Here is a 12,424-nt window from a genome sequence, read left to right on the forward strand (position 1 = left end):
TCTTTTAGTTTTTTCGAAAAATATTCTTATTTCGGATAAGAAAGATAAATCATGACAAGAGAAATTGCCAAAAGAATCACACCAATAACCGACAATGGCAATACAGGACCATTCCACGGACGTTTGTTCAGCAACGCACGCACTCTAAAGATGAATACTCCAAGTCCGAGTAAAGCGATCGCTACACAAAATAAAAAAATTGATAAATTTAACATCATATTCCTCCAAATCATTGTATGAGGACTCATACCAAGATACTCATACATCCTACGCCAAAAGCCGAAAAAAGCAAGCAGCTGACAAAACTGTTCGTTTAAGCGAACAGTTTTTACATGTTGTTGACGAATCTTTTTACAATTCTGCAATTTCCTACGATTTTTTAGCTAGATTCGCTGGAACAGTGATTCTTTGTTATCATAAGACTTGAAAAGGAGACTGGAGAGGGTGGTTCTCTTTTGTTTCGAACACCTTGAATGCAAAAGAAAAAAATGAGGAGGAGATTTTGTGGAAATTCGGTTATTAAAATATTTCTACACGATTGCGGAGGAAGGGACGATTTCTCAAGCTGCAGAAGTGCTCCACATCACACAACCGACATTGAGTCGACAATTAAAAGAATTAGAAGACGAGTTAGGGACGGCACTATTCACTCGTGATAATCGTAAAATGGTTTTAACGGAAGCGGGGCGTTTTTTTAAAAGCCGTGCGGAAGAGATTTTGAGTTTGACAGACCAGACAATGCAAGCGTTTGAAGATCGTAAAAAACATTTATTTAGCGGTCACTTCACGATTGGTTGTGTGGAAGCAGATAATTCCGATACGCTTTCCTTGATGTTGGAAGAATTTATCAATGATTATCCGGATGTTCGCTTTCATATTCATAGTGGTACCGGAGATGATATCAGCGATCGTCTAGAGAAAGGCTTGTTGGATCTAGCGATCTTGATCGAACCGATTGAAATCGAGAAGTATGAAAAAATCGTTCTACCACGAAAAGAAACATGGGGCTTTTTGACTTCGGCTGATTCTTTTCTTGCGCATAAAGAAGAAATTACACCCGAAGACATCAAAGGTGTGCCTTTATTGATCTCCAAGCGTCCAGAAGTACAGCAAATGTTCAGCCAATGGTCGAAGACACCAGTGGAAGAGTTGCCGATCGTGGGTACCTACAATTTAATATTCAATGTCTTTTCCTTAGTAGAAAACCATGTTGGTTCGGCACTGACTGTTAGTGGCGCTGTTGGTCAGCGAAGGAATGAGGCAATCAAGTTTCTGCCTTTAGTACCACAAATCGAGACCAGCTGTGTATTGGTTTGGAAAAAGAATCGTGTACTGTCTCCAGTCGTTATCGAGTTTATTCGACGATTTCGCGATTCCTTTCAATAGTCTCAGTGTAAACATCAAAAGAAGCGGTGATATCCGCTTCTTTTTTGTATATCGAAACCAGCTATGCTTTGTAAGCATAAGGTCTTGTGTGAAAAAGCATTAGCCAATCCAACTCGATTGGCTTACCATTAAATCTATCAGGAAACAAAGAGTAGGAGGTGACACAATGGCGGCAATACTTGTTTGTTCACGAGCTGGTGAAAATCTGATTGAGGGACAGCTCAAAAAACTGGGCATAGGAAATACGCAGATTCTAGCAGAGAAGCTGTCAGAGCAGCTGCAATGCCCCCTTTATACTCTTGACCCTGTGGAACCTTATCCTGAAAGTTATCGGGCGATGGTCGAACATGCAAAAAAAGAAAAAGCTGCTAATGATTTTCCCCGCTATCAAACAGTACCGTCTGCGTTTTTTAAAGAACGGATACTATTTGTTGGATTTCCCAACTGGTGGGGGACCTATCCGATGATCGTGGCGAGTTTTTTAAAAGACAATCATTTCGATGGGAAGATTATTTTTCCCTTTTGTACTCATGAAGGCTCAGGATTCGGCAATAGCCTAGAAGACTTTAAAAAAACTTGTCCTGAAGCCCTCATTTATCCTGGATTAGCCATCCGTGGTTCACGAGTGAATAAGGCGGATACTGCCATTCAAAATTGGGTGAGCCAGCATTTTATCACAATAGAAGAAGGAGTCGATCGATATGGTAAAGAAACAAACTGCAGGAAGAGATAATCTAGGGACATTTGCGCCGAAATTTGCGCAATTAAATGATGATGTGTTATTTGGTGAAGTTTGGTCACGTGAGGAAGAATTGGCTCCTCATACAAGAAGTTTATTAACGATATCTGCCTTGATTTCGGGTGGCAATTTTGAACAATTGACTGCCCATCTGACGATTGGCAAGGAAAACGGGATCACTGTAGAGGAAATTGCAGAAGTAATCACTCATCTGGCTTTCTATGTTGGCTGGCCCAAAGCTTGGTCTGCTTTTAACATCGCCAAAACGGTTTATCAAGAAGAGCTAGCTGAATTGGAGGAAAAATAAATGTCAGAACTCGATGCAGCAAAAGGAGCTGGAATCTTTTCATTAGGCAATACAAATGACGCCTATGCACAATATTTTAGCGGTCAGAGTTACTTGAATCCTTTAGTAGCTGATCCAGCGATTCCAGTCAACGTTGGCAATGTGACTTTTGAACCAGGTTGCCGCAACAATTGGCATCGGCATATTGATGGTGGGTATCAATTGTTGTTGGTGACTTCAGGAGAAGGCTGGTACCAAGAAGCAGGCAAGAAACCGCAAAAACTTACTGTTGGTGATGTCGTAGTCATCAAGGAAGGGGTCAAACATTGGCATGGTGCATCAAAAAATAGTTGGTTTGCCCATGTCGCGATTACTGCTGGTGCTTCAGAATGGTTAGAAGCAGTTAGTGATGAAGAATACGATCAATTGCCTGATGCATAAGCGATGATAAGGCAGCCGTACTGGAAGGCATGTAACAAATCTTATGGGGTCTCACCTGACTGGGGCAGCCAATAGTGTGGCGAGTCAAAAGAGATCGAAGTGGTCAATGTGATCAATGTGAATGAATGTACGGTCGAGCCGATGATTCAACCTTTGTAAATAGGAGAGAAAAAAGAAGCGTCCACTTGCACAGCTAACGTGCGAATGGACGCTTCTTTTTGTTTAGCCAAGATAAAATTCAATCAACGTTTTTGCAATTAGTTTTGTCATGGGATGACCTTTAGTAAAGCTTGATGCTAAATAGATCGTCCTTGATAAGGGGAAATCTGCTAGTTCACGTAAAACGAAAGGTGCCTCATCTTCATAGCCCCAAGTAATTTTAGGAAAGAACGTGATTCCTAGTCCTTGATTGATGAGGGAGCGCAACGTCGCCGGATCGTCCGTCGTTGAACCGATAGCCAAACTGATTTTTTTTGCTTCAAAAGCTTCGTCGATGGTTCTACGCAGCGGGCTGTTTTCAACCAGCATCAGCAAAGGCACGTGTTGGATATCGGCAACTTGCAAGTCTTTTTTTTCTGCCAAGGGATGCTTTTTGGGGATCGCCAGTAAGATGGGTTCCGTGAATATTGGCAGATTGGTCAAGCCGTTCTTTGGCTCAGAGGTAATGTAGAATGCTTGTTCTTTGTTGGTCTCCTTACTGCCGTGCTGCTTGATCGAAAGTTGGATCTCAGGGTGCTTTTCAACGAATGTCGCCACCAAGTTGGGCAAGGAAACAGAAGCGACTTCAGAGTAAATCGTCACTGCAGGGACCATTTCTCCATTTAAGGCTTGGATCGCACTCATTCCTTCGTCGAAACGTGCTAACGTCTCAACGACATAGGGATAAAATTCTTCAGCATACATCGTCAACTCGATATGCCGACCGGCATGATAGAACAAAGGAACGCCTAGTTCACTTTCTAGGTGTTTCATGGCACGGCTCAAGGCAGGTTGTGAGATGTATAATTCTTGTGCAGATTGGGTAATATTTTTCGATTCGGCTACTTTTTTAAAGTAGCGTAAATGATCAAGGTTCATCAGATACTCCTCTTTCCATACCTTTTGGTTATGGATATTCACGAAACTGGTATTTTTTATTATAACAAACTTCCGTTATTATGACACAGGAAAGAGAAATTGTTTAGGAGGTGTTTCATGAGTACAGGTTTCTTATACCCAGGACAAGGCAGTCAGACCAGCAAGATGCTTGAGGACGTGCCTGCCAGTTATTTCCATCGGCTAGAACAGGCGACAGGCTTTGATTTACACCCTGTATCGGGGGATCTCAAACAAGATACCGTCTCTATTCAGTTGGCCCTTTTAGTAAAAGCGGCTTTTTACACGGACCAGATGAAAGCATCTGGTGTGCAACCTCAGCTTGTGGCGGGGCATTCGATTGGCGCTTTTTCCGCTGCGTTAGCTTGTGAAAGCTTGAGTTTCGAAAATGCCGCTAGCTTGGTCTATCATCGGGCGACATTGATGAAAGAAGCCTATCCGACTGATTATGCCATGGGGGTACTGGTTGGTGTAACGAGAAGTGAAGCAGAAGCGCTCGTGGCAAAAACATTTGATCCTGCTGCTCCCGTCTATTTATCAAATGAAAATTGCCCCATGCAGCATACGATCTCTGGTCATATCAAAGGCTTGCGCAAGACGCTAGCTCAAGCGAAAGATTATCATGCGCAAACCGCCAAACTTTTAGCAGTGCCTGTCCCGTCCCATTGTGTGTTGATGGCAGAACCCGTGAAACGGTTTGCGCCATTTATGAACACGGTATTCCTTGATGTGCCTATCTGTCCGTACCTCAAAAATACGGATGGTCGGATGACCATGAACCCTGAAGAGATCCGTCGAGATTTGCTGCAAAATATTGCTTATCCGGTGCAGTGGAACAAGATCATGGATGTTGCCTACGAAGCAGGACTTGATTTGGCTCTTGAATTTCCTCCTGGCAATACCCTAACAAAACTGATCCAAGCAAAATTTGGTGAAAACAAAGCGATCCGTGTGATCAATTTGGATCAACATGGCTTGGATGATGCTTTATTCCTATATCAAAAATGGAGATGAATAGAATGGAAAAACCTGCAAGAAACTGGGCAAGTAAACGTGAAAAGAAGGCCCAAACCATGAAAAAAATCGAGCATCTTCTCGATGGAAAATATGTCCCAACGGAAGCGATCATTGAAGTCTTAGAACAGTTGATCCGTCCGGGAGACAAAGTGGTCCTTGAAGGCGACAATCAAAAACAAGCAAGCTTCCTATCAAAAAGCTTAGAACAAGTCGATGCTCAAAAAGTCAATAATTTGCATATGATCATGTCGAGTATCTCCCGTCCAGAACATTTGACGATATTTGAAAAAGGCATTGCAGCGAAAATCGATTTTTCTTATGCAGGCGCACAAAGTACGCGCGTTGCCCAAATGATTGAAGACAAAACTATGAAATTAGGGGACATTCATACGTATTTGGAATTATATGGTCGCTTATTTATCGACTTGATTCCGAATGTGGTCCTTGTGGCGGCGGACAAAGCCGATCGCCAAGGAAATCTTTATACAGGTTACAATACGGAAGAAACGCCAACGATCGTCGAAGCAGCAGCCTTTAAAGATGGGATTGTGATCGTTCAAGTTAATGAAGTGGTCGATCGTTTGCCGCGGGTCGACATTCCCAGCGATTGGATCGATGTCGTCGTGGTAGCAGACCAACCGTATCAATTAGAAGCCCTCTTTACGAGAGATCCGCAAAACATTACGGAATTACAAATTTTGATGGCGATGATGGCATTAAAAGGAATCTATGCAGAACATGAAGTACAATCGTTGAATCATGGGATCGGTTTTAACACCGCTGCGATCGAGTTACTTTTACCAACCTATGGAGAAACGCTTGGAATCAAAGGAAAAGTAGCGAAAAACTGGGTCTTGAATCCTCATCCAACGATGATTCCAGCTATCGAATCTGGTTGGGTCGAAAGCATCCACAGTTTTGGTGGGGAAGTTGGTATGGAAAAATATATTGCCGCTCGACCCGATGTATTCTTTGTCGGAAAAGACGGCACGATGCGCAGCAATCGAGCATTATCACAAACTGCAGGTCAATATGCCATCGATATGTTTATCGGTTCGACCTTACAACTAGATTATCAAGGAAATTCTTCTACAGTGACGAAAGGCCGCTTATCTGGGTTTGGTGGTGCACCAAATATGGGGCATAATCCGGGGGGCCGTCGGCATTCGACTCCAGCTTGGCAATCCTTGCGGGATGAAACAGATCCTTTAGCAAAAGGACAAAAATTAGTCGTTCAAATGGTTGAAACGTATGGGTCCAATAAAAAACCTGTTTTTGTAGAAACGTTAGATGCGTTGGCTGTCCAAAAGCAAGCTGGTTTAGCCAATGCCCCAATTATGATCTATAGCGAAGATACGACGCATATCGTGACAGAAGAAGGCATCGCTTATCTTTATAAAGCAAATTCAAAAGAGGAAAAACAAGCAGCCATCGCAGCCATCGGTGGTGTAACCCCACTAGGAATGACCAGCACAAAAGCTTCTCTGGATGCCCTTCGCAAAGCGGGGATCGTGAAATTACCAGAAGACTTAGGGATCAAACGCAGTGATGCCAAACGATCATTGCTAGCAGCTCAAACCGTTGATGATTTGATCGAATGGTCCGATGGGTTGTACGAACCGCCAATGAAATTCAGAACGTGGTCTTAATAAGAGCAAGAGGAGAGAAGAAGAGATGGAAAAATTAGCTTATACGTATCAAACAACGAAACCAGTCACCAAAAAAGTCCATGTTGGCGTGGTGGGTTCTGGTGACTTGGAAATTCTGCTTTTTCCAACAGACAAACAAGGAACCACCGTTTCAGTTTGTACAGGAAGTGACGGCTTTGGCGATGTGTGGCAAAATGTCTTGACGCGTTTTTTTGAGCGCTATCCAATCAGTGCGCAAATAGTGATCAACGACTTTGGCGCCACTCCCGGTGTGGTTTACCTACGATTAACCCAAGCAATGGAGGAACTAGCAGATGAAGAATAGTTTTGTAGAATTAAATGCTCGAGAACGGGTGCACGCATTATTGGATGCCAAGAGCGGTCGTGAATTGATCGATCCATTCGACCAAATGATCGCACCCAATCTGGTGGCTCAAGACATCGTGCCACAAAGCGATGATGGGATCGTTGTGTGTCGTGGAACGATTTCTGGAGAAAACGTAGTCGTGATCGCTATGGAAGGGAAATTCCAAGGTGGCGGTATCGGTGAAGTTTCTGGTGCTAAAATCATCGCTGCATTGACGCATGTGTTGGAAGAAAACCAAAAGGGCAATCCGATCACACCGATCATCATCCTCGATACTGGTGGGGTACGCCTCCAAGAAGCGAATTACGGCTTATTGTCGATCGCAGAAATCGGCAATTTGATCGTTGCAATAAAATCGTATGTGCCAGTGATTGGCTTAGTGCCAGGTCGGGTGGGTTCTTTTGGCGGTATGTCGATTACCTCAGCACTTATGAGTTACTTGATAGCGACGAAGAAAGCCCGTATCGGTTTGAACGGTCCTGAAGTCATCGAACAAGAAGCTGGCGTGAGAGAATTTGATTCCAGTGATAAAGATTTGATTTGGAATACCATTGGCGCCAAACAACGTTTGGAAGCACAAATGATCGATGAACTAGTGACTGACAGTGTCGAATCGATCCAAGAAGCTGTGATTGCGGCGATGGTTGAAAAGAAAGACAGTCATCGCAGCGAAAAAAGTGGTTTTTATCTTTCTCTTTTAAACGAACTTGATCTATCAAAGCCGCTGACTATCGAGGCATACAATAAGGCTCTTGCAGCGCATAAAGCAACTGAAGTGGCACCTATTACTGTAACAGAAGGCCAAGAAGCTGCTGCTGACAGTATCGGTTATCATTGGTTTTCAGCATTGACGAATCTGCAGTTCCCAACCTCAACTAGTGCAACAGTCTATGCAGCTGCATCTGACCTTTTTACTGAAGAAGTCGTTGTTACAGCCATCGTGCCAAACCCAAATAATCCGATGTATCGGGTACGCAATGGAGAAGTTGGTTTAGTCGAAGGGTACGAGATGGGCCATCTGTTAGAAACTGTTTATCACGAAGACAAAGAGAAAGCAATCAAACGGCCAATCGTTGCGGTCATCGATGTCCCTAGCCAAGCGTATGGCTATAATGAAGAATTGATTGGTATTCATGCAGCTTTAGCAAATAGTGCGGCAGCTTATGCCAAACTACGCCAAGCGGGTCATCCAGTGATCGGTTTTATCGCTGGTAATGCGATCTCTGGGGCTTTCTTAGCGCATGGCTTGCAATCAAGTCGTCTGATCGCATTAAATAGTGAAAAGATCACTGTTCAAGCAATGTCAAAAGAAAGTGCAAGTCGAGTCACCAAACGGTCGATTGCCGCGATTGAAGCCGCGGCGGAAAAAGTACCGAGTATTGCTTATGATATCAAAAATTATACGAAACTTGGGGCAATCTTCACTTTCTTATCCTCCATTACGGATCAGTCTGTCACCTCTGAAAGCAAAGCGACTGTAATTGAAGCGATCAATGAGGCGATTGATGATGTGCGTAAAACGAATGACACGATGTTGACCAGTCGCTACACCAATCCGATCGCTAAAAAGAGCGGCCGGCTGGAAACGAATAACGTATTTGAAAAAATGAATGCAGAATGGAATGAGTAACGAATGAACAGTGCCCACGATATCGTTCAATTAGATAAAGAAGTTCTTGATATGATTGATATTCCCAAATGGTTTTCTGAAAAAGAACAGCTTTTTGCGACCGTCCGTCGTGGGAAACCCCGTAACCCCAGCTATTTACCAGTGGGGTTGCGCGGGGAAAAGCGGCAAGAACGGTTTGCCTTTGAGGCACCCTGCAACATGATCAAACGAACGATCCATCCTTGGGAATTGATCACTCGTGAGAGCTTTCGATTCAATGAAGTAGCCAATTATCCAGTTTACCGCAGCTATCAACAAGCACGGCTTTTATTGAAGCACTATTCTTGGGGAATCGGTGGCAGCTTGGGTTTTGAATTGGCTGCAAAACAGGCAGCAATCAAGCCGACCAGTGATTTAGATCTGTTGCTTTATGCCGACACGAAAGAAAAGCTGCCACTGGAACTATTGGAAAAGCAGGCAGCCTTTTTTCAACAGATCGATGTTCAAGTTATCACAAAACAAGGCGGGTTTGCCTTAAAGGAGTATTTGGAACATCCATCAAAAAAAATCTTAGTAAAAACAGACGAAGGGCCAAAACTCACCACTGAGATTTGGTAATTATTAGAAAAGTGAGCGAAAAACATGTTTGAGAACAACGATTTAAAAATCAACATCAGTGATTTCCAAAAAGTATTTGCCGTGACAGCAGTAATGATGCAAACGATTTTGACTTTTGCCTTATCCAATACCCAAGATGAAAAGACTGCAGCATTCATCGGTACCTTTTATGTCTTGGTGAAATTTACCGCACCCCTGTTTATTTTTGCTATTGTTTATAACATGGTTAAGACTAGTCAACATCTGTCTTATCTAGAATTTTTGAAAGAAAAGTTTTTTGAACTTGTCGTGCCATATGTGCTTTGGACGACGGCTTATTTATGGCTCTTTCCCGCTGTCCAACAAGGAAAACCTTATACTGACACAGCAACGTTTTTACTGAAATATGTGACGGGGGATGCGGCGCCACACTTGTGGTATACGATCATGATGCTGCAGATCCAATTGTTGATGCCGCTTTTTGTCTGGTTAGGCTACAAAGTGTTGACGAAGAAAAAAGCTGTTTGGCCAGTATTGATCGTCGCAACTGCTTTGTATGTCGTTTGGTATGTGTTTTACGATCGCCAAGTTTTTGAAGGACCGCATCATGAAAGCTGGTATTTATTGGATCGGTTTGTCTTTAGCTTTGTGATCTACGGGATCTATGGCGAAGCCGCTTTGATTTATCACGAAACCGTCTATCGCTTCCTATACAAGATTCGCTACGCTTTCTTGCCAGTGGGCTTAGCATTAGGGCTATTATCTGCCAATCATCTGCTACATTATGCAGGTGATCTAAGTTTCGCTCATGCACCGTATTTAAATACATTGCAAAGCCTATATAGCTTAGTATTGATTTTTGCAGTCTTTATGTTTGGATCAACCATGATCAAAAACAATGCCCCACAGTTAGGGACGTTTAAGTGGCTGTCTACTTATGCGTATCGAACCTATCTTGCCAATGTTTTTGTCTTTCAAGTCTTGTTGCTATGCTTCAAAGATTTGTTGCTGCAACTGCCAATGGGCATCATGATCATAGTCGCTTATTTGGCAACTGCCAGCTGTGGTTTTTTAACAAGCTATGTTTTGCATGTTTTATGGGTAACGATCAAAGGTCAAATCAAAAACTAGAGGAGGAGTTGGATGTTTGCATTAGCTGTAGAAGAAAATTGTCGACGACTCGCCCAATTGGTAGAAGAAGCCTTGATTGCAGAAGTGACATTGTCCCCAAAACCTGGGTTAGTGGATGCCATTGATTCAGGTGCCCATCACGATATGGATCAAGCACTCTTTCTGCGATCAGCTCGAGCATTGACGCCATACTTTGAAGAAATGGCCTTGGTGTCTTGGGGAAGCAGCATGTCTCAAGAGTTGCGGGAAGCAATCGCTGCAATCGGTCGGAAGGCAGAACAGGCGATGTTGGCAGCCACTGGTGGCATCAACACTCATAAAGGAGCCATCTGGGCATTAGGCTTGCTCATCAGCGCCGTCAGCAGCCAACTTAGTCGCAAACAGCGGATTTTTTTACCAGAAGTTTTTTCTGACATCCAGCTTCTCACTGCATTTCCTGATCGTGCGCTGATTCAACAAACAGAAAGTCATGGCAAAACTGTTCAAGCCAAATATGGACATCTCGGTGCGTATGGGGAAGCTGCTGCTGGGTTTCCTCATGTTCAAATCGCTCTAGTAGATTACTTTTCTCGGGATTGTTCCAATGAGACCAAAAAAAGACTCCACATGCTGTTGGCGATCATCGCTACGCTGGACGATACGTGTATTTTATACCGCAGCAATCAAGAGGTACTGGCACTGGTTCAGCAACTCGCACAAAAAGCCAATCAGCAAGCGTTGCCGAACCCAGCATTTCATGCACTAGCAGCCTTCTGCCAGTCAGAAAATGTGTCTCCCGGCGGTAGTGCTGATCTGTTGGCTGCCAGCTTCTTTTTATTGTCCATCAACTCGGTTTTACCCGTTAATGAAGGAAAGACCGTTTACCAATAACTCTTTTCCTTAGAAGAAAGGCAACGATTCTTCTAAGGATTTTTTGTTTCATTTTTTCGCTCGATTAAGAAAAATAAAATCTCTTGCTATTTGGATAGTTTAATGATTAGATAATTCTTAGGCACTACTGAAATGCTTCGTTGCTCCATTGCAACGAATAAAGGAGTTACAGATGAAATACTATAATGCTTTTCTTCAAAATCTTGTGTTGCGGCGCTGGACGGTCCTGTTTATGCTTGCGGGCATTCTTTTTTTGTTTCGCAGTATGATGACCATTCTTTTGCTGACCTTTATCTTTACGTATCTGATTTATCGGCTGGTTCTTTTGCTCCATCGAAAAAGCCGACTGCCCATCAAGCTTACGAGCATCCTGACTTACAGCCTGATTGTCTTTATTCTTTATTTAGTAGCAACAAATTATGTTCCCATCATCATCAAACAATCCGTCCAATTAGTCAATTCCGTTGCTGATTTCTACCAACGGACAGACTCCAATAATGAATTGATCGAATATGTCTTAAATTTATTGCAAACCAGTGAATATATTCAGAAATTACAAAGCGGCGTTTTAGTCGTGATCAATTATCTGTATAATTTCGGTGAACTGGCATTGACGGTGCTGATCTCATTTCTGCTTAGTTTCTTCTTTATGATCGATAACAAAAAGACCGTTGCGTTTTCTCAGTTGTTTTTGCAAGGGCGAGGGGCGTGGTTCTTTGAAGATGTTTACTATTTAGGAGCTAAGTTTACGCGGGCTTTCGGAAATGTGATTGAGACGCAGTTGGTGATCGCCTTAGTTAATACAGCAATCACTGTCTTCGCCTTAGCGGTGATGGGCTTTCCGCAGCTGTTGAGTTTGGCGTTGATGATTTTCTTCCTCAGCTTGATTCCTGTTGCTGGTGTGATCATCTCGTGTATCCCATTGACGTTTATAGCCTATTCCATCGGCGGATTTAATGATGTGATCTACATTCTATTGATCATAGTGTTTGTTCATGCGTTGGAATCGTATATCTTAAATCCCCGCTTGATGGCCAATAAAACAGAGATCCCGATGTTTTACACGTTTATTCTCCTGTATCTAAGCGAACATCTCTTTGGCTTGTGGGGCTTGATCATCGGGATCCCATTGTTCACTTTCTTTTTAGATTTAATGAATGTGAAAGAGATTCCGCGATTGCGTAAAAAAACCGATGACACCTTGCAGGACCAATAAAAATGATTGCTATAAAGGATG

The 12,424-nt window shown here is 43.0% G+C and carries 14 protein-coding genes; 12 read left to right on the top strand and 2 right to left on the bottom strand.

What is annotated here, in order from left to right; translation table 11 throughout:
• Nucleotides 1–26: 26 nt before the first annotated feature.
• Nucleotides 27–215: a hypothetical protein gene (locus IGI69_RS07805; RefSeq protein WP_438740317.1), complete on the bottom strand. Its 189-nt coding sequence runs from the start codon at nucleotides 213–215 to the stop codon at nucleotides 27–29.
• Nucleotides 216–504: 289 nt separating this feature from the next.
• On the opposite strand from IGI69_RS07805, the gene IGI69_RS07810 reads away from it, so the two are divergent.
• From IGI69_RS07810 to IGI69_RS07825, 4 genes are all read left to right on the top strand, one after another.
• Nucleotides 505–1,386: a LysR family transcriptional regulator gene (locus IGI69_RS07810; RefSeq protein WP_005226043.1), complete on the top strand. Its 882-nt coding sequence runs from the start codon at nucleotides 505–507 to the stop codon at nucleotides 1,384–1,386.
• 166 nt (nucleotides 1,387–1,552) lie between these two features.
• On the top strand, nucleotides 1,553–2,119 hold the full coding sequence (locus IGI69_RS07815) for a flavodoxin (protein ID WP_438740320.1): 567 nt from the start codon (nucleotides 1,553–1,555) through the stop codon (nucleotides 2,117–2,119).
• Nucleotides 2,088–2,432, top strand: coding sequence for a carboxymuconolactone decarboxylase family protein (locus IGI69_RS07820; RefSeq protein WP_005226045.1), 345 nt, complete (start codon nucleotides 2,088–2,090; stop codon nucleotides 2,430–2,432). The genes IGI69_RS07815 and IGI69_RS07820 overlap by 32 nt, the downstream gene beginning before the upstream one ends.
• Nucleotides 2,433–2,852 carry a cupin domain-containing protein gene (locus tag IGI69_RS07825; protein ID WP_438740322.1) on the top strand — a complete coding sequence of 140 codons (420 nt, stop codon included), beginning with the start codon at nucleotides 2,433–2,435 and terminating at the stop codon, nucleotides 2,850–2,852.
• A gap of 222 nt (nucleotides 2,853–3,074) precedes the next feature.
• Here IGI69_RS07825 and IGI69_RS07830 read toward each other — a convergent pair whose 3' ends face one another.
• Nucleotides 3,075–3,929: a LysR family transcriptional regulator gene (locus IGI69_RS07830; protein ID WP_010748320.1), complete on the bottom strand. Its 855-nt coding sequence runs from the start codon at nucleotides 3,927–3,929 to the stop codon at nucleotides 3,075–3,077.
• A gap of 117 nt (nucleotides 3,930–4,046) precedes the next feature.
• Here IGI69_RS07830 and IGI69_RS07835 point away from each other — a divergent pair, with 117 nt between their 5' ends.
• From IGI69_RS07835 to IGI69_RS07870, 8 genes are all read left to right on the top strand, one after another.
• Entirely contained in the window at nucleotides 4,047–4,961 is a 915-nt protein-coding gene (locus tag IGI69_RS07835; protein ID WP_010748321.1) for an ACP S-malonyltransferase, read from the top strand.
• A gap of 5 nt (nucleotides 4,962–4,966) precedes the next feature.
• Nucleotides 4,967–6,613 carry a malonate decarboxylase subunit alpha gene (mdcA, locus tag IGI69_RS07840; RefSeq protein WP_015509676.1) on the top strand — a complete coding sequence of 549 codons (1,647 nt, stop codon included), beginning with the start codon at nucleotides 4,967–4,969 and terminating at the stop codon, nucleotides 6,611–6,613.
• Nucleotides 6,614–6,638: 25 nt separating this feature from the next.
• Nucleotides 6,639–6,938: a malonate decarboxylase subunit delta gene (locus IGI69_RS07845; RefSeq protein WP_221693066.1), complete on the top strand. Its 300-nt coding sequence runs from the start codon at nucleotides 6,639–6,641 to the stop codon at nucleotides 6,936–6,938.
• Nucleotides 6,928–8,610 carry a biotin-independent malonate decarboxylase subunit beta gene (gene mdcD / locus IGI69_RS07850; RefSeq protein ID WP_413135663.1) on the top strand — a complete coding sequence of 561 codons (1,683 nt, stop codon included), beginning with the start codon at nucleotides 6,928–6,930 and terminating at the stop codon, nucleotides 8,608–8,610. The genes IGI69_RS07845 and mdcD overlap by 11 nt, the downstream gene beginning before the upstream one ends.
• A 3-nt stretch (nucleotides 8,611–8,613) precedes the next feature.
• Nucleotides 8,614–9,207 carry a malonate decarboxylase holo-ACP synthase gene (locus IGI69_RS07855; protein WP_438740325.1) on the top strand — a complete coding sequence of 198 codons (594 nt, stop codon included), beginning with the start codon at nucleotides 8,614–8,616 and terminating at the stop codon, nucleotides 9,205–9,207.
• A gap of 24 nt (nucleotides 9,208–9,231) precedes the next feature.
• A complete protein-coding gene (locus IGI69_RS07860; protein ID WP_438740327.1) occupies nucleotides 9,232–10,317 on the top strand; it encodes an acyltransferase family protein in 1,086 nt (361 codons plus the stop codon).
• Nucleotides 10,318–10,329: 12 nt separating this feature from the next.
• Nucleotides 10,330–11,187: a triphosphoribosyl-dephospho-CoA synthase gene (locus IGI69_RS07865; protein ID WP_438740329.1), complete on the top strand. Its 858-nt coding sequence runs from the start codon at nucleotides 10,330–10,332 to the stop codon at nucleotides 11,185–11,187.
• A 172-nt stretch (nucleotides 11,188–11,359) separates the two neighbouring features.
• Nucleotides 11,360–12,403, top strand: coding sequence for an AI-2E family transporter (locus tag IGI69_RS07870; RefSeq protein WP_081119471.1), 1,044 nt, complete (start codon nucleotides 11,360–11,362; stop codon nucleotides 12,401–12,403).
• Nucleotides 12,404–12,424: the final 21 nt, after the last annotated feature.

The sequence above is a fragment of the Enterococcus sp. DIV1083b genome, from assembly GCF_051713705.1.
Lineage (GTDB): Bacteria > Bacillota > Bacilli > Lactobacillales > Enterococcaceae > Enterococcus_D > Enterococcus_D casseliflavus.